Source organism: Methylobacterium brachiatum (genome assembly GCF_900113845.1).
Classification (GTDB): domain Bacteria; phylum Pseudomonadota; class Alphaproteobacteria; order Rhizobiales; family Beijerinckiaceae; genus Methylobacterium; species Methylobacterium brachiatum.
This window is the reverse complement of record NZ_FOQW01000006.1, coordinates 204,458-225,897: the sequence shown is the minus strand read 5'-3', so window position 1 is coordinate 225,897 and position 21,440 is coordinate 204,458. Positions and strand designations below refer to the sequence as shown.

Here is a 21,440-nt window from a genome sequence, read left to right as displayed (position 1 = left end):
CTCCTAGGACGGTGCGTGGGATGCGGGGGCCGTGTCGGCCTGCCAGACGGCGGTGAGCTCGTCGGTCAGCAGGGCGTAATCGGCGGCGCCGCGGCTGGAGGGCGCGTAGTCCCGGATGGGTTTACGGGCGGCGAAGGCCTCCGCGAGGCGGATGTCGGTCCGGATGCCGGTGAGCACGCGCTCGATCCCGAATTCCCGGGCGACGTCCTGCATCGTCTCGCGGTGGTGGTTGGTATGCACGTTGAGCATCACCGGAAGCAGGCCGACCACCGTCAGGTCGCTGTTGACCGTGGTGGCGATGCGGAAGAACAGCCGGGCCAACTGGCGCACGCCCTCGGCCGACAGGGCGTGCGGGATCATCGGGACCAGGACACCATCGGCGGCGGCCAGCGCATTGACCAGGATCATGTCCAGGGAGGGCGGCGTGTCGACGATCACGAGGTCGAACCGCGCCGCGATCTCCGGGCCGCGCAGGCAGCGCTGCAGGGCCGAGACGCTGCGGTCCACGACCGTCATCCCGTCGAACAGCTGGTCGGCGGGGGCGACCGAGACGCCCGCGAAGGCGGTGGGCCGGATCGCCGCCTGCAGGTCGAAATCCGGGCTCGTGAAGATGTGGTGGGCGGTCGGCGCGTCGCGCTCCGGCACGATGCCGAAGCCGAGGCCGGCATGCCCCTGGGTGTCCAGGTCGACCAGCAGCGTGCGCCGGCCGCGGGCGCCGCACTCGGCCGCCAGGTTGACCGAGGTCGTGGACTTGCCGCTGCCGCCCTTCCGGTTCGAGATGGCCAGGATCGTGGTCAAGCGGTCGCTCCGGAGGCCCGCGGGGCGGAACGCTGCGGGGCGGCCTGCCGGGACCCCTCGAGGAACGGCATGACGAGCCCGGCCAGCGCCGGGTCGGCGGGCGGCGCGAGGGTGGCCGGCCGCGCGGCGGCCAGGACCTGCAGGATGGCGGTGTGCAGCCCCTGGCACTTGGTCAGCACGACCTTGTGGGCGCCCGGCCTGCGCAGGGCCTCCAGCAGCGGCAAGGCCTCCTCGACGGTGCAATGCCCTTCGAGGTGGATGGTCTTGCGGGCGATCCGGATGGCCATCACAGCAGCTCCCTGAGATCGAGCACCAGGAGGACCCGGCCGTCCCCCAGGAGGGTCGTGCCGGCATAGCCGCCGATGCCCGCGAGCACGCCTTCCAGAGGCTTCAGGATCACGTCCATCCCCTCCCGGAAGTTGTCGATGATCAGGCCGACCCGCCGGCCGTTGACGTGGCAGACCAGCACGGCGGCGTCGGCCTCGCCCCGGGGCTGCTCGGGCAGGTGCAGCAGCCGCGACAGCCGCAGCAGCGGGATGATCGTCTCGCGCAGCACGAAGGTCTCGGCCTTCTTGATCATGCGGATGCGCTCGCGCGGCACCCGCACGGTCTCGACGATCATGTCCATCGGCACGCCGTAGAGGCTGCCGGCGGCCTCCACGATCATGATCCGGGTGACCGCCATGCTGAGCGGCAGGGCCAGGCGCGTCGTCGTCCCCTCGCCGAGGCGGGAGCTCACCGAGACCTGGCCGCCGAGCTTCTCCACGGTGGTCAGCACCACATCCATCCCGACCCCGCGGCCGGACAGGTCCGAGACCTCCAGCGCCGTCGAGAAGCCCGGGCGGTAGATCAGGTTGATCGCCTCCTGGTCGGAGAGGCGGTCCGCCTCCTCCTGGCCGACCACGCCCTTGGCGACCGCGGCCGCGCGGATCCGGGCCGGATCGATGCCGCGGCCGTTGTCCTGGACCTCGATGACGACGCTGTCGGCCTCCTGGCGGGCCTTCAGGAGGAGGCGCGCGGTGGCGGGCTTGCCGGCCGCCCGGCGCTCCTCCGGCGCCTCGATCCCGTGATCGAGGGAGTTGCGGACGATGTGCAGCAGCGGGTCGCCCAGGGCCTCGATGATGGTCTTGTCCGCGGCCGTGTCCTCGCCCTCGAGGACGAGGTCGATCCGCTTGCCGAGCTTGCGCGCGAGGTCGCGCACCAGCCTGGGGAACCGGTCGAAGATCTCGGCCACCGGCAGCATGCGGACCTGCATGATCGCGCCCTGCATCTCCTGGGCGAGCCGGTCGATGACCGCGTATTGCTCCTTGATCTCGCGGGACATCTCGCGCGAGGCGTAGGTCTCCTCCGCGCGCTTGGCGAGGAACGGCAGGGCGTTCTTCGAGACGACCAGCTCGCCGATCAGGTTCATCAGCAGGTCGATCTTCGCCTGATCGACCTTCAGGGACTTGGCGGCCAGGCGCCCCTCCGGCTCCTTGCCGGCGACCGGAACCGACGCGGCGTCCTCGGCGAAGCCCTGCGGCAGCGCCTCGGCCGGCGCCGGCGCGGCCTCCACCCGCTGGAGCGGGGCGCCGTCCAGCACGGCGGACAGGGCGCTCAGCACCGGCGCGACCGAGCGGGTCTCCCGGGCCTCGTCGAGCGCCGCCCGGATCGCCCCCCGCTCGGCATCGCGGCCGAGGCTGAGGAGCACGTTGCCCACCACGGTGCCGACCGAGGCGAGGCGCTCCGCGTCGTAGCCCGTGCGCTCCAGCGCCCGCTGCTGGCGGGTGAGGACGGTGCGGGCGAGGTCCTCCCGCGGGTCGGCGGCCTGCGAAGCCGGCTGCTGCGCCGGGTCCTCGTCGGCGGGACGCGGGCCGGCCGGGGCCGGATCGAACCGGCCGGTCCCGGCGGCGGCCACCAGAGCCGCCACGAGATCCCGATCGGGTTCGCCCGCCGAGAGGGCGACCTCCAGCCAGTCCAGAGCCTGGCGGCGCCAGAGGGTCGGCCCGGCGACGCTGCGCAGGGCCGCCACGGCCTTGCGCAGATCGTCGTGGCGCCCGGCGTCGAGGAACGCCGAGGCCGCCGCGCGGAAATCGTCCCAGATCGGCCCGTCGCTGGCCGCGCCTTCGATGCGCACGAGGTCCCGGGCCCGCACGGGGGCGATGGTGACCCGGTCGAGCTCGTAGCGCATCGCCTGCTCGATCTCGGGCCGGGGCGCGGTGCTCAGCAGGGCGAAGTGCAGGTTGCACTGGTAGGGGTCGAGATCCTCCAGCGGCCCCCAGGGCTGGTCCGCCGCGATGTCGAGGGCGAGCGCACCGGGGACCTGCTGGATCGCCTGCAGAGGATCGGTACCGTTGAAGAAGCAGCCCGGCTCCGGCGCGTAGAGCACCAAGTGGACCGTCTCGCCCCCGCAGGCGCGCCGGAACGCGTCCAGGCAGGCGGGGGCGGGCAGCCGGGCCAGGAGCGCCGGCGGGAGCGTCGCGGCGGCGTCACCCGGCGCCGGATCCGTGCCGGGCAGCGCGTCGGCCGGCTCCCCGCCGGGGGCGTCGTCCGGCGTGCCCAGCCGCTGGCGCAGGAGCGTGGACATCCGGTGCGCGACCGCGTCCGCATCCGTCGGCAGGACCGCGCGCCGCTCCAGCTCGTCGATCCACTGGCCGACCTGGTCGAGGCTGTCGAGCAGCATGTCGACCAGGGCGGAATCGATCTGGAGCGCGTCGGACCGGACCTCCCCGAGGAGATCCTCGGCGGCGTGGACCAGCCGGGTCAGGGCCAGCGCGTCGAACAGGCCGGACGAGCCCTTGATCGTGTGGACCGCCCGGAACACCTCGTTGATCGCGGTCTCGTCCGTCGGGTTGCGCTCCAGCTTCAGCAGGCCGCTCGCGGAGACCTGCAGCAACTCGCGCGCCTCCGGGATGAACCGGGCCAGCAGGGGGTTGGTCATGCCTGCGCACCCGTCAGCAGGCGCGCGGTCTCGACCAGCAGCACGGGGTCGGCCGGCTTGACGATGTAGAAGTTGGCCCCGACCGCGTAGGCCCGGCTCGCATCCGCGTCCTTGGCCTCGGTGCTGATCGTGACCACGGGGATCGCCTGGAGCGACGGCTCGCGGCGGATGCGCGTCACCAGCTCGTAGCCGTCCATCTTGGGCATGTTGATGTCGACGATCATCAGGTCGAAGCCGCCGAGCAGCGCCTTCTCCAGGCCCTCGACCCCGTTGGCGGCCTCCTCGACGACGAACCCGGCCCGGCCGAGCACGTCCTGATAGAACATCCGCATCGTGATGCCGTCTTCGACGACGAGTATTCGTTTGCCGGACATGCCCGCCTCAATCCTAATCGATCGGTCTTTGGTAGACGATCGTGTCGCCGAACTTGCGCGGCAGGAACATCGACGACATGCGGCTCATGCTCTCCGAATGGCCCAGGCAGATGAAGCCGCCCGGGGTCAGGCATTCGTAGAGCGCTTCGACCGCGGCGCGTCGGGACGTATCATCGAAATAGATCAGCAGGTTACGGCAGAAGATCACGTCCATCGCCCGGTAGCGATGCATGTGGATCGGGTCCGACAGGTTGGCGATCGAGAAATCGATGGAGCTGCGCAGCTCCTCGTGGATCTCGAACTGGTCCTCGCCGACCGACCGGAAATACTTCTTGCGCAGCTCCGGCGACAGCCGCTGCAGGGAGCGGTTGCCGTAGATCCCCTTGCGGGCATCGGCGAGCACCCGGGAATCGATGTCCGACCCGGTGATCTCGATGTCGAACTCGTCCGCCCGGGACCAGTTTTCGAGGATCTGGATCGCGATCGAGTACGGCTCCTCGCCGGTCGAGCACGGCATCGACCAGATCCGCAGCGTCCCGCCGGGCCGGCGCGTCCGGGTGATCTCCGGCAGGATGCCCCGCACCAGGGCGTCGAACTGGTAATCCTCGCGGAAGAAGTAGGTCTCGTTGACCGTCATCAGGTTGACGAGATGCTGCAGCTCCTCGCCCGAGGCCTGGAAGCGCAACAGGGTGAAATACGACTTGAAGCTGTCGCTCCCGGTCTTGGCGATCCGCTCCAGAAGCCGCTTCTCGACGAAATACTCCTTCTTGCCGCTGAACGAGATGCCCGTGCGGCGGTAGAAATATTCGTAGAACTTCTCGTACTCCTCCTCGGTGACCTGGATCGCCGGGGCGGTCTGGCCGTGGGAACGGGGCGGCTGCATCACGACCCTCCGATCCGGCGGATCGCCGCGGCGGCCGCGAAGCGGATGAACGGCACTTCGGGGAAGCGCGCGGCCAGGGCCTGGAGCGGCGCGATCGCGCGCTCGTTGCCGATCTCGGCCAGGCCGTCGACCGCCGCGGCGCAGACGTTGATATGCGCCTCGCGCGCCACGACCTCGGCCAGCCAGTCCGGCGCCTTCGGGTGCGGCAGCAGGCTCAGCATGTTCACCGCCAGGATGCGGACGTCGCTGTCGGGATCGGCCAGCAGGTCGGCGACATGCGGCTCGACCTCCATGGGCATCTCCTGGAGCGCCTCGATCGCGGCGTTGCGCAGGGCGCTGTCCTCGCTGCGCAGCAGCGGCAGCAGGCCCTCCACCACGGCAGGCGACTTGAGGCGGATCAGGGTCGTCAGGATGACGGCCCGGACGCTGGCGGCCGGCTCGCGCGCGAGATGCGCGCAGAGCAGCGGCCCGGCCTCCGGGAACGCGCCGAGTTCCCGGGCGGCCCGGCGGCGCTCGCCGGCCTCCGGGGCGGCGAGGGCGGCCTTGAGCCCGGCGAGATCCGCGTGCGGCGCCTCGGCCTCGGTCTTCGGCGGAGCGGTCGGCTTCTTAAGTCCCACGGCGGCGTCCCCCGGCCAGAGCCCCGGCCTCCGGGGCACCGAGCCACCCGATAAGCTGCTCTGCGATCGCGTCGCTCGGCAGGACCACGCTGGCCCCGCCGCGCTTGATCAGTTCCTGCGGCATCCCGAAGACGACGCTCGTCTCCTCGTCCTGCGCGATGGTCAGGCCGCCGCCGGCGCGCAGCCGGGCCATGGCCTCGGCGCCGTCGTCGCCCATGCCGGTGAGCTGCACGGCGATCAGCCGGTTGGCCGGGAGCAGGGCGAGCGCGCTCTCGACCATGCGGGCGACGCTCGGATGCCAGATATGCGTGTCGCTCTGCGGCAGCGGCGTCGCGGAATAGCCGATGCCGCGGCGGGTCACGACGAGGTCGGCATCCCCCTTGGCGATGTAGACCGTGCCGGGCTCGACCGGCATCTGCCGGGCGACCTCCACCACCGAGACCGCGCAGAGGTCGTTCAGCCGCCGGGCGAAGACCCCGGTGAAGCTGCTCGGCATGTGCTGGGCGACCAGGATCGGCCAGGGGAAGTCCGCCGGCAGGCGCGGCAGGATGTCCTCCAGCACCCCGGGGCCGCCCGTGGACACGCCGACCAGCACCAGCCCGGGGCGACCGCCCGCGAAGGAGACCTGGGCCGACGGCGGCGGCGGGGCGGGACGGCGGCGCTGGGCGGCCAGGCGCCCGCGCAGGCCGGTGCTGCGGCGGACCCGGGTGGTCGCGGCGCTGCGGACCTTCAGCAGAAGCTCGCGGTGGATCTGGTCGATCGACAGGGAGATCGTGCCGCCGGGCTTCTGGACGAAATCGACCGCCCCGAGGCTCAGCGCCTGCAGGGTCGTCTCGGCGCCTTCCTCGGTCAGCGACGAGACCATCACCACCGGCCGCGGATCCTCGCTCATGATCCGCGACAGGCAGGTGATCCCGTCCATCTCCGGCATGTTGACGTCGAGGGTGATCACGTGCGGATCGAAGCTTTTGAGCGCCTCCAGCACCTCGACGCCGTTGCGGGCCGTCTGGACCGTGAAGCCGCCCGCCGCTTCGAGGAGCTGCGTGAGGTGCCTGCGCATCAGGGCGGAATCGTCGGCCACGAGGGCGCGGATCATGCGGGGTCTTTCCGGCGGGACGGGTCGGGATGACGGGGCGGCGGCCCCGCGCTCAGTGGGTGGTGAGCCGGACGGCGGCGGCTTCCTGCGTGTCGAGGAGCTGCATCGTGTCGAGCAGCAGCACCATGCGCTTCTGGCTCTCCAGGTTGGCGACCCGGCGGATCAGGCGCTGCTGCGCGTCCGAGAGGTTGGGCGCGTCGCCGATCGCCTTGGCCGAGATCCGCATCACCTCGGAGACCGAGTCGACGATGAAGCCGGTCCGGACGCCGCGGACGGTGAAGACCATGATCCGCTGCCGGTCGTTGCGCTCCGCCTCGGCGAGGTTGAAGCGGCGGCGCTGGTCGACCACCGGCAGGACGACGCCGCGCAGGTTGATCACCCCCTCCACGAAGGACGGCGCCTTGGGGATGCGGGTCAGCTCGTCCGGGACGCGGACGATCTCCTGCACCGCCTCGATCGGCACGCCGTATTCCTCGCCCATCAGCCGGAACACGACGAACTGCTCCTCGTCGGCGGCGTCCTGGCGCTCGTCCCCGTCCTGTCGTCCCTCGGCCCGCATGCCCTCGTCCTCCGTGGCGGCCAGCTTGCGCAGCGCGCTGGTGTCGAACATCTTCTCGACCGACAGGACGGAGACGAGGCGCCGCCCCTCCTGCAGCCGGCAGATCGCCTGGATCTCGTCCATGCCGCCGTCCTGCGACAGCAGCGCCGGCATCGGCTCGACGAGGCTGCGGCTGACCCGCAGCACCTCCTTGACGCTGTCCATCACGACGCCGACCGACAGGGTCCCGCCCTCGCCGAGGGACACCACCACGACCTTGTTGGTCTCGGTGAATGCCTTGGCCTCGAGGCCGAACATCTCGCGCAGCGATACGAGCGGCAGCAGGCGGTTGCGCAGGGTGATGACCCCGAGCACGTGGGGCGGCGCGTTCGGGACGTGGGTCAGGCGCTCGGGCAGCTGCACGATCTCCTGCACCCGCTCGATCGGAAAGGCGTATTCCTGCCCCGCCACCTCGAAGCTCACGAGCTGGTCCTCGTCGGCCTCGACCTCGGCCCGGGCGGCGGAATCCGCGTCGGCGGCCTGGACCTGGCCGGCGGCCCGGCGGACCTTCGCGGCGATCTGGCTGAACTCGCGGCTCACCAGCTGGGCCGCGTCCAGGATCATCACCATCGAGCGGCCGTCGTCGCCCTTGATCATCCCGGTCAGGAGCGCGGTGTCGACGCTGCCCTCGATCGCCGAGGTCGGCTCGATCCGGTCGGGATCGACGGTGACGACATTGGCCATCCGGTCGACCACGAGGCCGATCGGATTGCCCTGGTCGAGCACGACGACCCGGGTGGCGTCGTCGTTCAGCACCGGCGGGAAGGCGAACACGTCCCGCAGGTTCAGCACCGGCAGGACCGTGCCCCGCAGGTTGGCGAGCCCCAGCAGCGAGGCGGGGCTGAACGGCACCCGCACCACCTCGGGGATCCGGATGATCTCCTGCACGTCGGCCAGCGCGACGGCGAACATCTCCGTCTCGACGTGGAAGATCACGAACTGACGGGCCTCGCTGCGGTCGTCCGCGTGGTCGGGCCGTGCGGCGGCCTCCGCCGGATCGGGCGTGAACCCGGGATCCGGCGCCTGCACCGCCTGAGCTGCTGCGTCTGCCATGGTCGGTCTTTCGCTCTCCGGGCGGTTCGGCTCAGGCGGCCTGGAGCTCGTCGGCGAGCGAGGCGATCTCCTCGATCGCGGCGGCGAGCTGCTCGGCGCCCTTGCCCTGCTCGGCGGCGGCGGTCCCGGCCTCGGCGGAGGTCCGCGCCGCCTGCTGGGCCGCGGCGGCGACCTGCTCGATCGCCGTCTGGACCTCCTGGACCATGCGGACGATGCCGCCGGCGCCGGTCAGGATCTCCCGGTTGCCGCCCAGCACCTCGTCCATGTCCTTGATCACGGCGTCGAAGTTCCGGGAGATGGCGAGGCTCTTCTCGACCTCGTTGGCGGCGCCGTCGGCGATCTCCTGGATATCGCCGCGCACGAACACGATCGTGTCCTGGATGGTCTTGACCGTGTCCTTGATCCGCTCGGCGTTCTCGGCGGAATCCCGGGCGAGGTTGCGGATATCGGTCGAGACCACCGCGAACCCCTTGCCGAACTCGCCGGCGCGGGCCGCCTCGACCGAGCCGTTGACCGCCAGCATGTTGGTCTGGATCGAGACCGTGGTGATGGCGTCGACGATCTTGTCGATGCGCCGGCTGACCTGCTCGAGCGCGGCGACCTGATCGCGGCTCACGCGGCCCGCCTCGACGGATTTCTCCAGACCGTCGATCATCGCGTCGACCAGCCCCTTGTTCTCGTTCAGCATCTCCGCGATCGCCTGCGCCTTCTCCACGGCGGCGCCCGCCAGGTCCTGGGTCACCTGGGCGCGCCGCTCGATCTGCGCGATCGCGGCCGAGGATTGCTGGGTCGCGGCCGATTGCTGCTGCGCGCCTTTGGTGATCTGGTCGAGGGCGATCGTGACCTGGCCGGCGGCGCGGTTGATCTCCTCGACGGCGCTGGACAGCTCCTCCGCCGCGGAGGCGACCTCCTCGGCGCTCTTGCCGATATTGGTGCTGTTCTTCAGCTCCTCGGCGAGGCCGGACAGCTCCTGGGCGGCGTCCTCGCTCTGCGACAGCGCCGTGGTCTGCTGCTCGACCATCTTGCCGGCCTCCTGGCAGGCCGCGCTCTGCTCCTCGGCCGCGGCCGCGATGATCTCGGCGCCCTTCTGCGCCTCGGTGGCGGCGGTGGCCGATTCGTCGGCGGCCCGGGCCAGGTCGCCGCAGCCCGCGATGATCTCGGCCATGTCGGTGCGCACCCGGTCGAGCTGGGTGGTGACCGCCCGGCCGGTCTCGACCTGGGAGCGGGCCGAGATCGCCGACTGGCTGATCCCGTCGGCCGCGACCTTCACGTCGGCCTGGATCTGCGCCACGAGCGCCTGGATGTCGCGGGCGGATTTCTCGCTGGTCTCGGCCAGGGTGCGGACCTCGTCGGCGACCACCGCGAAGCCCTTGCCGTGCTGGCCGGCCCGGGCCGCCTCGATGGCGGCGTTGAGCGCCAGCAGGTTGGTCTGGTCGGCGATGCGGGCGACCGCCTTCACGATCTCGCCGATGGCGCTGGCCTGCCGGTCGAGCTCCTCGACCAGCTTCACCGACGCCTCCTGGCGCTCGGACGCCTTGGTGATCGCCGCAACAGACGTGTCGATCTGCGCCGCGGTCTGGACGACGAGATCGGACAGGGCCTCGGTCTTGCGCAGGGACGTGGTGGCGTTCTCCTTGGCGGCCTGGATCAGGACCGCCCCCTGGTTCACCGCCTTCATGGTCTCCTGCGCGGCGCCCGCCGCCTGCTCGGCGCCGACGCCGATCTGCTCGGAGGCCTTGCGCAGCTCCTCGGCCGCGGCCGCCGCCTCGGCGATCCCGCTGGACAGCTCGGCGGTGGCCGAGGCGATCCGCTCGGCGGCCTTCTGCTGGCGCGCGAAGGTCCGGGCCTTGCGCTTCTCCGCCTCGGCGACGAGGTGCGACCGGCCCATGGGGGCCGAAACACTCTCCCGCGGGGCGGTCGCCGCCGGCATGGTGTGGATGGCGGATTTCTTCGCAAGAGCCATGTGTCGACGCCTTCAGTCGGGTGCAGAGGATGTCCCACCGCTCGGGAGAGGCGGGTGTGTTGGTATTCAGATGAACCGTTGGTCGAGAAGCTTGTTTTCGATCCTGTCAGGGATGTGCTTAGATGATGTGCTATAGAAAACCGCGGATCACCACGTCATATGAATATACTATGACAGACATAGACTAATGAGATCATAATCTTTATACAAACGCGGCCACGTCACAAGTTTTTTTCTGAGAGAAATCTGCTCAGCATGAGCGTAAAATTTTCCGGATCGACCGAACTTGATCAGAATCGGTTCACTTTGCCGGACGGCCGGTTCGGGATCTTGGCGACGGCCTGGACGGGATCCAAAACTTTAAGTAGACGGCGCGCCATGCGAGCCCGGGTGGCGCCCGCCGGGCCGCGTGCCCGGCCTGCGGAGAATGGGGCGCCCGGCGCCATGTCGGCACCGCAGCGAAGCACTGCTCAGCTTGAGCTAGCGAAGGCGGCCGCCGCTGCGTTACAAGATCCGGGGATGGAATACTGTCCGATGGAAAACACTGCGGGTTGGATATAGATCTTTATAGCGCCGGCTCCGATCGTCATGTGCTCAGTTTGAGTTCGTTTAGATGAAACATGATCAAATTTCAGCGTTCGATAATGATAATATCGTAGAGGGAATTCCTCTTTCGTCTTATCAGATGCTGAAGCTGGTCGAGGAGCGGGGCGGGGTCGGCTTCTGGTCGTTCGATATCGCGACCCGCCGCCTCTGGGGGTCCCAGGGCTTCCACCGGGTGACCGGGCTTCCGCTCGCGGACGATCTGCGCAGCCTGTTCCGCCGGCTGATCCATCCCGACGACCAGGCCGGGCAAGCGGACCTCTGGGACCTGATCCAGCTCGGCCATGCGGTCGACCGGGAATTCCGGATCATCCGGCCCGACCACACGGTCCGCTGGGTCGCCCTGAAGACCGACGTCGTGCTCGGACCCGATGCGCGGCCCGCGCGCACGGACGGCGTCCTGCTCGACACCACGGCGCCGCACGAGGCCCGGGAGATCACGGCCTGGATGCAGGGCCGCCAGACCGGCGTCCTGCGGGCGGTCACCGCCGCGACCTGGTCGGCCCATCCCGCCGGGGAGATTGAGATGGCGGCCGGCTGGGAGCAGCTGACCGGGCAGAGCGCCGCCGAGATGGCGGGGCTCGGCTGGCTCGACGCGCTTCATCCCGACGACCGCCGGTCCGCCCTGGCCGCCTGGCAGGCGGCCCGGACCACCGGCACGCCCTACCGTGCGGAGTATCGCATCCGCGGCGCGGACGGGACGTATCGCCGGTTCAGCGGCCGGGGCGCGGCGCAGACCGAGCCCGACGGATCCGTGCGCGAATGGTTCGGGCTCGTGCTCGCGGTCCCGGAGGACGCGCGCGACGCGGTGCCGGATGCCGCGCTCGGGCCGCTGATCCGCGGCGCCCGGGCGGTCATCGGCTGGTCGATCCAGGACCTCGCGGCGGCCTCGGGGGTCTCGGGCTCCAGCGTCCGCCGGATGGAGGAGTTCGGCGAGAGCCCGCGTCCGCGGATCCGGCAGGCGGTGCGGCAGACCTTCGAGAGCGCCGGGATCCGGTTCTCCGCGATCGGCGCCGACCGGATCGCCATCGAGATCGACCTCCGGCGCTTCCCGCGGAGCTAGGCCAGGTACGCTGGGTTTCAGAAATCCGCCGTCAGGGAGGCCAGGAAGGTCCGCGGCGTGCCGTAGCTCAGCACGCTCTGGGCGGTCGAGCCCCAGTACCGCGCCCCGGCGGCGTTCTCGACGTTGAACCGGGCCGTCAACGGCGTGCCGTTCGCCCGGAAGCTGTAGCGGATGCCGAGGTCGAGGCGGGTCCAGTCCGGAATCGTCTGGGTGTTGGCCTGATCGTAGTATTGGGACGCCGTGTAGATCACCCGCCCCGTCATGGTCACGCCCGGCAGGATCCAGGCCGGCAGGTCCACTTCGGCGCCGAGATTGGCCTGCACGCTGGGCACGCCGGGTGCGACATGGCCGTTGAACAGGCCCGCCGCGGTCTTGGTCAGGCGCCCGTCGACCAGCGTCAGGCCGCCGAGCACGCGAAAGCCCTCTGCCGGCGCGCCGAACAGGCCCAGGTCGATGCCCTGGTTGCGCTGCTCGCCGTTCAGCCCGAAGAGCCGGGTCCGCGGATCGACGATCCCGGAGGGCTGGGCGATCTCGAAGAAGGCCAGGGTGACGCCGACGGGGTCGAGATCGAGCTTCGCCCCGGTCTCGATCTGGCTCGTCACCACCGGCGGGAACGACGCGCCGGCATTGCGCGCCGTGACGGGCGCGGACGGCCCGAACCCGTACCCCTCCGCGTAGCTCGCGTAGAGGGAGAGCCTGTCCCACGGCTTGATGACCAGAGCCGCCATCGGGGTCGCGGCCGATTTGTCGTAGCGGGACGAGAAGCCGCCTGCGGGCAGCGCGTTATCGCGCTTCGCCGCCAGGAAACGGCCGCCGGCCATCAGCTGGACGCGTCCGTCGAGGATCGAGGCGGTGTCGGTGACCGCGAGCCCCTGGAGTTGCGACAGGCTGATCAACTGGAGGGCGGCGGGCGCCTGATACGGCCGGGGCACGAGGACCGGCGCGTCGAGCGACGAGGCGAAGCGCGCACCCGTGGTGGTGGCGAACGGCTCCGTCGCCGCGTAATGCGTGGCCACGAATGCGACCGCGTGATCGACCGGCCCGGTCCGGAAGCGGCCGCGGATGCCGGCCTCGCCAGTCCATTGCCGGTTCTCGGCGGAGATCACCCCCGTCTGGAGCGACACCGCGCCGAGTCGGCTCGTGATCGTCGGTTGCGCGCCGAGGAAATCGCGCGTCGCGACCGATCCGCCGACCGCGCCGAACAGCGTCGCGTCCGGTGTCAGGTCGTATTCGGCCCGCAGGACGCCGAAGCCCTGCTCGATATCGGCGCGCTCCCAGGGCTGCTGGATGTTGCGGGTCAGCTTGGGCGCCCGCGGGATCTGGACGCCCGGTAGGACCGTGAGCCCGTTGCTCTGGGCGTCGAAATCGAGGTGCTCGTAGCCCGCATCGAGGCTGAGCCGGAGGGCGTCGCCGCGGAAATCGAGCCCGGCCGTCAGGACGCCGAAGCCTTCGCGTTGACGATCGATCGGGGTCGCCCCCTCCCGGTAGGCGCCGTTGACCCGGACGCCGACGGCGTTGCCGTCCCCGAAGCGCCGGCCAATATCGAACGTCCCGCCGCCATTGCCGGTCGACAGGTACTGCGCCGTCACGCTGGTCAGGGGCGTCTCGGGCGCGCGCTTGGGCACGAGGTTGATCACGCCGACCGCGCTCCCGGAGGGCGGGAACCCGTACAGGAAGGCGCCGGGGCCGCTCAGCACCTCGATCCGCTCGATTCCCTCGATCGCGGGCTGATAGGCGGAGGAGATGCCGTACAGGCCGTCGAACGCGAAGTCCCGGGCGTTCACCCAGAACCCCCGGACCATGATGTTCTGCTGCGCGCTGAATGGCGGTTGCTGCCCGCGGACCGAGGCATTGTTCGCCAGGACGTCGCTGACCGTCTGGGCCTGCTGGTCGCGGATCAGCGCCGCGGTGTAGTTCGATTGCGTGAACGGCGTGTCGAACACGCTGCGGTTGCCCAGGAACCCGACGCGCCCGCCGCTGGCGACCTGGCCGCCGGCGAACGGGGCCGGCGGCTGGCCGATCGTGCCGGTGGGCGGCGGCAGGCCCGGATTCCGGGCGGTCCGGTTGTGCGTTTCCACCGAGAGCTCGTCGAGCGTCACGGCCTGCACCTCCACGCCGACCGGATCCTGCGCCAGCGCCCGGCCGATCGCGACGACCGACAGGCCGGCCACCAGCGCCGGCCTGCGCAGGCCGCATCGCGCGCGTATCCCCGGTGCCCGATCCCGGCGGGATGGGCCGAAGACATGCGAAGCGGGCGAGGTCATGGATTCGAGGTGTCCGAGTGAAAACGGGGTTCACCTAGAGATCTCGGGCGGCATCCGCAAATGATTCGTCAAGTTTTGAATTTTTACAAACTCTAAAATCAATCTGCAGTTCAGAATTGGTGGGAAGCTTCCGACTTGTATTTGATGGCTCTCGGGTGCTTCGTTGTGGTTCGATGGGCTGTGCTTGACGGATGCGCGCGCAGCCATGTCTCCGCATCGGGAGCCGTGCCCGGAACGGCACGACCGGGCCATCGGTCCCGCGCCCGAAGATCCGCGTGGACCGTTCATTAAGGCCGGCGCTGCATCCTTATCCGGACCGAAACCGTTGCGCGTGTCCGAAGTCCGGCCGCTGGAGGCGCCTGTCATGACCATCCTGAGCGTCCTCTGCCTCGTCACCGGCGCGACCCTGGCGGGCATCGCCCCGAAGCGGTCGGTGCAGCAGGCGACCCTGGAGAGCGCGGGCGGCAGCCTGATCGTGCTCGGGCTCGTCATCATCGGCGCGGGCCTGCCCCTGTTCGGCTGAGGCCGCCGCGGACCCGGCACACCGGACCGGTTTTCGCGGCCGAGACCGGCGGATCGACCGACCAGCGTCGCCATTCAGGCCCGGCGGTGCAGTCTTCCCCCGCCCCGGCGACGACGGAGCGCAGCGAAGATCAATCTGACTAGACTGGATCTGCGCAAGGTTATCCCGACGGGGTCGGCTCTGGTATTTGCCGCAGATCGCCCCTATGGTTCGGCCTCTGCCACGTGTCTTTGTATTTCGAAGTGTTACAAAGAACGAATCTGAGGCTTCCTGAAGATGTCCGGTCTGGACGGGGATGAGAACCGGGTTGCGCGCGCCGACGGTCGCGGGGATCCGCATCTGGCGCTCCGCGCCTTGGCTTCAGAGCGGGACGAGGAGATCGTGTCGGCGAGCCTCCTGCGGGGGCGCCGCGAGATCGTCATCCGGCATGCCGGCCAGCGGTACCGGCTCCGCATCACCGCCAACGACAAGCTGATCCTGACCAAATGACGATCGCCCCCGCCTGGTCGCGCCGTTCCCTCCTGGCCGCCGCCGCCGCCGCCGCCGCCGCCGTGGCGCTCGCCCCCCGCGGAGCCGCCGCCGCGGCGAAGGCCGCCCGGATCGCCGCCCTGGGGGGCGCCGTCACCGAGATCCTGTACCGGATCGGCGCCGGCCCGCGGATCGTGGCGGTGGACACCACCAGCCTCTACCCGCCCGAGGCCCTGCGCGAGAAGCCGAATGTCGGCTACCTGCGGGCGCTCTCGGCCGAGGGCCTGCTCGCCTGCGGGCCCGATCTGGTGATCGCCGCCGACGGCGCCGGCCCGCCCGCCGTGCTGGCGCAGCTGCGCGAGGCCGGCCTGCGGGTCGAGACCGTGGCCGAGCCGCCGAGCCCGGAGGGCGTCCTCGACAAGATCGCCGTGATCGGGCGCCTCGCCGGCCTCGAGTCGGAGGCCGATTCCCTCGCCGCCGAGGTGCGCGCCCGCTTCGCCGAGGTCGCGGCCCGCCGCGCCCGGATCGAGAGGCCGGCCCGGGCGATCGTGGTCCTGTCCCTGCAGGGCGGGCGCACGGTGGTGGGCGGCGCCGGCTCCACCGCGGACGGCATGCTGGCGCTCGCCGGCATCACCAACGCGGCCGCCGGCGTTTCCGGGTTCAAGCCGATGACCGACGAGGCCATCGTGGCCGCCGCTCCCGACGCGGTGGTGATGATGCAGAACGGCCCGGAGCCGCCCAGGCCCGACACGATCTTCGCCCCCGACACCGCCCTGGGCCGGACCCCGGCCGGCGCGCAAAGTCGCCTGATCGCCATGGACGGCCTCTACCTCCTGGGCTTCGGGCCGCGCACCCCGCAGGCCGCGATCGAGCTGATGCGTGCGGTCTATCCGGGCCTGCCGGGTGAGTGAGCTTTTCTTTGACGACGGTTGTCCCCATCTCGACCTCATCCTGAGGTGCCCGGCGATCGACGATCGTTGGGCCTCGGAGGAGCCCTCCAGCGATCGCGGTGACATCTGGAGGGCTCCTTCGAGGCTTCCGCTGCGCGAAAGCACCTCAGGATGAGGGGGCGATCGGGAGATTCCCGGGGTCTGCGGAACCCCCGCGCCGCGCTCCCGTGGGTGCTGGCGGGGCTCACCCTGCTGATGCTCGCCGTCGCGCTGCTCTCGGTCAGCCTCGGGGCGATCCGCATCCCGCCGGAGCGGGTCCTGGCGGTTCTGACCGGTGGCGGCGCCGATCCGGCGCTGGCGCGCGACGCCCTGGTGGTGCTCAATATCCGGCTGCCCCGCACCCTGCTGGGGCTGATGATCGGCGCCGGGCTCGCGGTCTCGGGCGCGCTGATGCAGGGGCTGTTCCGCAATCCCCTGGCCGACCCGGCCCTCGTCGGGGTCTCGTCGGGGGCGGGCTTTGCCGCCGCCTGCATCATCGTGCTGGGCGACCGGCTGCTGGCCTATGCCGGCCTGCCCGGGCCGCTGCCCTATCTCGCCCTGCCGGCCGGCGCCTTCCTGGGCGGCTTGAGCGCGACCCTGATCCTCTACGCTCTGGCGACCCGGTCCGGGCGGACCGCGGTGGCGACGATGCTGCTCGCCGGCATCGCCCTGGGGGCGCTGAGCGGCGCGCTCACCGGCCTGCTGACCTATGCGAGCGACGACCGGCAATTGCGCGATCTCACCTTCTGGTCGCTGGGCAGCCTGAGCGGCGCCACCTGGGGCAAGGTCGCGGCCTCCGCGCCATTGATCCTCCCGGTTCTGGTCGCGGTGCCGTTCCTCGGGCGCGGCCTCAACGCCCTGGTGCTCGGAGAGGCGGAGGCGTTCCATCTCGGGATCCCGGTGGAGCGGCTGAAGCGCGCCTGCATCTTCCTGGTCGCCGTCGCCGTGGGGGCGAGCGTCGCGGGCGCCGGGGTGATCGGCTTCGTCGGCCTGGTCGTGCCCCACGCCCTGCGCTTGGCGATCGGCCCGGAGCATCGCCTGCTGCTGCCGGCCTCGGCGCTGCTCGGCGGCGCGTTCCTGGTGCTGGCCGACGTCGTCGCCCGGCTGGTCGCGGCGCCGGCCGAGCTGCCGATCGGGATCGTCACCGCGCTGGTCGGCGCGCCGGTCTTCCTGTGGTTGCTGCTCGGCCGGGCGCGGGTCGCCGCCGATGCCTGAGTCGGCCCTGCTCTCCGCCCGCGACCTCACCGTCAATGTGGCCGGGCGCGACCTCGTGCGCGACGTGTCCCTCGACGTGGCCGCCGGCTCCCTGCAGGTGATCGTCGGCCCGAACGGCGCCGGCAAGTCGACCCTGCTGCGCCTGCTCTGCGGCGAGCTGCGCCCCACCCGCGGGCAGGTCGCCTACGGGGGCGAAGCGGTGGGCGCGATCCCGGCCTGGCGGCTCGCCGCGATGCGGGCGGTGCTGCCGCAGGCCGCGCGCCTCGCCTTCCCGTTCGCCGCCGCCGACGTGGCCCGGATCGGGCTCGACGGGATCGGCCGGGGCCTCAAGCCCCGCGACCGCGACGCGATCCTGGCCCGCGCCCTCGACCGGGCCGACATCGCCCATCTCGCGGCCCGGGCCTACCCGACCCTGTCGGGCGGCGAGCAGGCCCGGGTGCAGTTCGCCCGGGTGCTCTGCCAGATGGAGGCCGGCCGCACGGTGTCCGACCGGCAGGTGCTGTTCCTCGACGAGCCGACCGCGAGCCTGGACCTGCGCCACCAGGGTGCGCTCCTCGATGCCGCCGCGGCGCTGGCGGCCTCCGGCGTCGCCGTGGTGGCGATCCTGCACGATCTCAACCTCGCGGCCGCCTATGCCGACACGCTGCTGGTCCTCGAAAGCGGCCGGCTGGTCGCCAGCGGGCGGCCCGCGGACGTGCTGCGGGACGACCTGATCGCCCGGGTGTTCGGGGTGCGCTGGCCGGTCGGACACATCCCCGGCCCGGATCAGCCGTTCATCCTGCCGCACCGGACTGTTGCCAGCGCGCAACAAAACTGAGCCGCGATCGCGCGGTCTGGAAGTGTTGTGAGCTGACGCAGGGGCAGCTTCGAAGCATTGAAAAGCAAGCCGTCGCAGAGACGCTTGCGTTGATCGGTCGCATCCGCACAAGAGGCAGGCCGCAAGCCAGCCATCCGCCAGCCAGCGCTCCACTTAGACTGTGCCTTCGCGGATCACGTCATGTCCTATGCTTCCCGCCGTGCGCTTTTCGCGCTCGGCGTCTCGTTTCTGAGCCTCACCGTCGCGCAGGCGCAGCAGGCCGCCGCGCCGCCGGCCGGGCGCCCGCAGCCCGAATCCGAGATCGCCCTCGACACCGTGTCGGTGACCGCCACCAGGACCGCCGGCGCCGCAATCGACGCGCTGTCCGGGACCAGCGTGGTCACCCACGATCAGATCCAGCGGCTGCAGCCGAGCCGGCTCTCCACCATCCTGCGCGACGTGCCCGGCGTGACCACCCAGGAGAGCCAGACCAACCCGGCCCAGGCGATCAACATCCGCGGACTGCAGGATTTCGGTCGGGTCAACGTGCTGATCGACGGCGCCCGCCAGGACTTCCAGACCTCTGGCCATTCCGCCAACGGGGTGTTCTACCTCGATCCCGAGCTGGTCGGGGGCGTCGACATCACCCGGGGCCCGACCGCGACGATCTACGGCTCGGGCGCGATCGGCGGCGTCGTCGCCTTCCGAACCCGCGCGATCGACGACATCCTCGCCCCCGACGAGACCGCCGGCTTCGTGCAGAAGCAGGGTTTCGGGACCAACGGCCAGAAATTCCTGAACACCTCGGCACTGGGCGCCCGGATCGGCAGCGCCGCCGACCTGTTCGGCCAGTTCACCTACCGGACCACCGATCCCTATCGCGACGGCCTCGGCACCCTGGTGCGCGACACCGGCAACGAGCTGACCTCCGGGCTGGCCAAGCTCTCGGTGCGGCCGGCGGACGGCCACGAGATCCGCGGCACGGCTCTGCTCCAGCGCTTCGATTTCGCCAATGCCGGCAGCAGCGGCGCGGGGGCGCGCTTCGCCAACGCGGTGCAGGCCGACACCTACAGCCTCGGCTACCGCTTCGCCCGGCCGGACGTGCCGCTCGTGGACCTCAGCCTCAACGGCTACACCACGACCACGCGCAACGCCCTGGTCTTCCTGGCGGATTCGCCCCGGGGCACCTATGGCCGCCTCGGCACGAAGGCGGGCGACCGGCTGACCTACACAATCGACACCTCCGGGTTCGACGCCCACGACACCGCCCGCTTCGAGACCGGCCCGCTTTTCCACGTCGTGACCTTCGGCGGCGACCTCGTCGAGAACCGGGTCCGGACCAGCGACCGGGCCGGCGGGTTCGGCGCGGCCCTCACGCCCTCGGGGCGGCGCGAACTGGCCGGGGCCTTCGTGCAGGACGAGATGCGCTACGCCCCCTGGCTGCGGGTGATCGGCGCCCTGCGCTACGACACCTATGCCCTGGATGGCGGCGCCTACCATGCCGGCGGCGACCGGATCTCGCCGAAGATCACCCTCGGGATCTCGCCGGTCGCCGGCTTCGAGGTCTACGGCACCTATGCCGAGGGCTACCGGGCGCCCTCGATCACCGAGACCCTGGTGCAGGGCATCCACCCGTTCCCGGCCTTCAGCATCCTGCCGAACCCGGCGCTGCGGCCCGAGGTGGCCCACACCGTCGAGGGCGGCATCAACCTGCGCACCGATGCCGTGCTGGTCCCCGGGGACGCGGTGCGGGGCAAGCTCGCGGTGTTCGACAACGCGGTCGACAACTTCATCGACATGCGGGGCGTCGGGCCGACCTATTACGCGCCGGCGATCCCCGGCATCCCGGCCGCGATCTGCGCGGCCCGGCCCGGGCGCTTCCCCTGCGTGATCCCGGTCCGCTCGTACCAGTACCGCAATCTGGCCCGGGCCGACCTGTCCGGCGTCGAGCTGGAGGGCACCTACGATTGGGGCGGCGGCTTCGTGACCCTCGCCGCCACCCACACCGACGGCCGCGACCGGACCACCCGCGAGAGCCTGCTCTCGGTGCCGCCGGACCGGATCAGCACGACCCTGGGCTTCCGCCTTCTCGGCGACCGCCTCGAACTCGGCACGCGGCTGAACCTCGTGGATGCCCGCACCGACCTGCCCCGGGGCGCGAAGGACCGGGCCACGAAAGCCTACGGGCTGGTGGATCTCTTCGCGTCCTACGACCTCGACGACCGGGTCAAGGCCGAATTCGTCGTCCAGAACGTCTTCGACAAGCGCTACCGGCAGTATCTCGACGCGCTCGCCAGCCCCGGCCTCGTCGCCAAGGCGGCGCTCAGCCTCAAGTTCGCGACGCGGTAGTGGGGGAGGGGGGGCATCGGAGGCCCGGTGCCGTCCGCTTGGGGGGGCTGCCGGTCTGCTTTTCGGCCAGTGATCGACGGAAGCAGACATCGCCTCCCTGCCCGATCACGACCTTATCGGAGGCTCGCCCGATCTCGATGTGATACCATCGGGTATGGACGCATTCTCGGACCCTGATGCCGTAGCGCGCTACGCCGATAACCCTCCGCGCATGGTGCCCGGTTACGCCGACATGCAGCGCATGGCGATGCTGCTTTTAGCAGAGCGTGTGCCTGCTAAGGCCAAAGTTCTCGTCCTCGGCGCAGGCGGTGGCCTCGAACTCAAAGTGTTCACGGAGAGCCAACCCGAATGGTCGTTCGATGGTGTCGATCCGTCCGCCGCGATGCTCGAACTCGCGCGCCGGACCCTCGGCAACCTCGCGGATCGAACTCGCTTGCACGAAGGGCTGATCGACAACGCCCCAGAGGGACCGTTCGATGGAGCGGTCTGTATTTTGACACTCCACTTCATCGAGCGTGCTGAGCGCGCCCGCACCCTCCAGGAGGTCCGGCGTCGTTTAAGGCCCGGTGCGCCCTTCATCGTCGCACACTTTAGCATCCCGCAGGATGAGCGCGATCTCTGGCTCTCGCGCTACGCAGCCTTCGCAACCGCCTCCGGTATCGACCGCGTGCAGGCCGAGAGCGCCAAGACCGGAATTGCGGACCACTTGCCGATCCTTTCGCCCGAGGAGGACGAAGCCTTGCTACGTGAGGCCGGTTTTACCGGGGTCAGCCTATTCTATGCGGGGTTTACGTTCCGAGGCTGGGTCTGCTCAGCCTAACGCTTACGTCCGCCCCCGGAACTGAACTTGTCGGACGATTGACGAACGTCCGCTTCCGGGGAACGCGCGACAGCGCTTCCGGCGGCTGAGGTGGGACGTCCGCGGGTC

General features: G+C 70.6%; 18 protein-coding genes. 8 read left to right on the top strand and 10 right to left on the bottom strand.

Features of this window, described 5'->3' with window-relative positions; translation table 11 throughout:
• Positions 1 to 3: 3 nt before the first annotated feature.
• From BMZ47_RS09175 to BMZ47_RS09135, 9 genes are read right to left on the bottom strand one after another with little or no spacing between them, the layout of a single operon-like run.
• On the bottom strand, positions 4 to 798 hold the full coding sequence (locus BMZ47_RS09175) for a ParA family protein (protein ID WP_091861063.1): 795 nt from the start codon (positions 796 to 798) through the stop codon (positions 4 to 6).
• Positions 795 to 1,085 (bottom strand): hypothetical protein, encoded by a 291-nt coding sequence (locus tag BMZ47_RS09170; RefSeq protein WP_091861060.1) that lies wholly within the window; start codon positions 1,083 to 1,085, stop codon positions 795 to 797. Before BMZ47_RS09170 ends, BMZ47_RS09175 begins: the two co-directional genes overlap by 4 nt.
• A complete protein-coding gene (locus BMZ47_RS09165) occupies positions 1,085 to 3,718 on the bottom strand; it encodes a chemotaxis protein CheA (protein ID WP_091861056.1) in 2,634 nt (877 codons plus the stop codon). Before BMZ47_RS09165 ends, BMZ47_RS09170 begins: the two co-directional genes overlap by 1 nt.
• Complete coding sequence (locus BMZ47_RS09160; protein WP_007567482.1) at positions 3,715 to 4,092, bottom strand: response regulator; 378 nt, start codon at positions 4,090 to 4,092, stop codon at positions 3,715 to 3,717. Before BMZ47_RS09160 ends, BMZ47_RS09165 begins: the two co-directional genes overlap by 4 nt.
• A 13-nt stretch (positions 4,093 to 4,105) precedes the next feature.
• A complete protein-coding gene (locus BMZ47_RS09155) occupies positions 4,106 to 4,975 on the bottom strand; it encodes a CheR family methyltransferase (RefSeq protein ID WP_091861053.1) in 870 nt (289 codons plus the stop codon).
• Positions 4,975 to 5,592, bottom strand: coding sequence for a HEAT repeat domain-containing protein (locus tag BMZ47_RS09150; protein ID WP_091861351.1), 618 nt, complete (start codon positions 5,590 to 5,592; stop codon positions 4,975 to 4,977). The genes BMZ47_RS09155 and BMZ47_RS09150 overlap by 1 nt, the downstream gene beginning before the upstream one ends.
• The gene (gene cheB, locus BMZ47_RS09145) at positions 5,582 to 6,688 is read right to left on the bottom strand and encodes a chemotaxis-specific protein-glutamate methyltransferase CheB (protein ID WP_091861050.1); all 1,107 of its coding nucleotides are present in this window, start codon (positions 6,686 to 6,688) and stop codon (positions 5,582 to 5,584) included. The genes BMZ47_RS09150 and cheB overlap by 11 nt, the downstream gene beginning before the upstream one ends.
• A gap of 52 nt (positions 6,689 to 6,740) precedes the next feature.
• Positions 6,741 to 8,339 (bottom strand): chemotaxis protein CheW, encoded by a 1,599-nt coding sequence (locus BMZ47_RS09140; RefSeq protein WP_091861047.1) that lies wholly within the window; start codon positions 8,337 to 8,339, stop codon positions 6,741 to 6,743.
• 31 nt (positions 8,340 to 8,370) lie between these two features.
• Entirely contained in the window at positions 8,371 to 10,302 is a 1,932-nt protein-coding gene (locus BMZ47_RS09135; protein WP_091861045.1) for a methyl-accepting chemotaxis protein, read from the bottom strand.
• A 685-nt stretch (positions 10,303 to 10,987) separates the two neighbouring features.
• Here BMZ47_RS09135 and BMZ47_RS09130 point away from each other — a divergent pair.
• Entirely contained in the window at positions 10,988 to 11,968 is a 981-nt protein-coding gene (locus BMZ47_RS09130; protein WP_167369016.1) for a PAS domain-containing protein, read from the top strand.
• A gap of 17 nt (positions 11,969 to 11,985) precedes the next feature.
• Here BMZ47_RS09130 and BMZ47_RS09125 read toward each other — a convergent pair whose 3' ends face one another.
• Complete coding sequence (locus BMZ47_RS09125; RefSeq protein ID WP_244536771.1) at positions 11,986 to 14,139, bottom strand: TonB-dependent receptor; 2,154 nt, start codon at positions 14,137 to 14,139, stop codon at positions 11,986 to 11,988.
• Positions 14,140 to 14,596: 457 nt separating this feature from the next.
• On the opposite strand from BMZ47_RS09125, the gene BMZ47_RS28475 reads away from it, so the two are divergent.
• From BMZ47_RS28475 to BMZ47_RS09090, 7 genes are all read left to right on the top strand, one after another.
• The gene (locus BMZ47_RS28475; protein ID WP_007567468.1) at positions 14,597 to 14,755 is read left to right on the top strand and encodes a hypothetical protein; all 159 of its coding nucleotides are present in this window, start codon (positions 14,597 to 14,599) and stop codon (positions 14,753 to 14,755) included.
• A gap of 276 nt (positions 14,756 to 15,031) precedes the next feature.
• The gene (gene hemP / locus BMZ47_RS09115) at positions 15,032 to 15,244 is read left to right on the top strand and encodes a hemin uptake protein HemP (protein ID WP_007567467.1); all 213 of its coding nucleotides are present in this window, start codon (positions 15,032 to 15,034) and stop codon (positions 15,242 to 15,244) included.
• The gene (locus tag BMZ47_RS09110; RefSeq protein WP_091861034.1) at positions 15,241 to 16,134 is read left to right on the top strand and encodes a heme/hemin ABC transporter substrate-binding protein; all 894 of its coding nucleotides are present in this window, start codon (positions 15,241 to 15,243) and stop codon (positions 16,132 to 16,134) included. The genes hemP and BMZ47_RS09110 overlap by 4 nt, the downstream gene beginning before the upstream one ends.
• Positions 16,135 to 16,284: 150 nt before the next feature.
• Positions 16,285 to 17,367, top strand: coding sequence for a FecCD family ABC transporter permease (locus BMZ47_RS09105; protein WP_007567463.1), 1,083 nt, complete (start codon positions 16,285 to 16,287; stop codon positions 17,365 to 17,367).
• Positions 17,360 to 18,184, top strand: coding sequence for a heme ABC transporter ATP-binding protein (locus BMZ47_RS09100; protein WP_091861031.1), 825 nt, complete (start codon positions 17,360 to 17,362; stop codon positions 18,182 to 18,184). The genes BMZ47_RS09105 and BMZ47_RS09100 overlap by 8 nt, the downstream gene beginning before the upstream one ends.
• 180 nt (positions 18,185 to 18,364) lie before the next feature.
• Positions 18,365 to 20,512, top strand: a complete 2,148-nt coding sequence (locus BMZ47_RS09095) for a TonB-dependent hemoglobin/transferrin/lactoferrin family receptor (RefSeq protein ID WP_091861027.1) — start codon at positions 18,365 to 18,367, stop codon at positions 20,510 to 20,512.
• A gap of 154 nt (positions 20,513 to 20,666) precedes the next feature.
• Entirely contained in the window at positions 20,667 to 21,332 is a 666-nt protein-coding gene (locus BMZ47_RS09090) for a class I SAM-dependent methyltransferase (RefSeq protein ID WP_091861024.1), read from the top strand.
• The last annotated feature ends 108 nt before the right edge of the window (positions 21,333 to 21,440 follow it).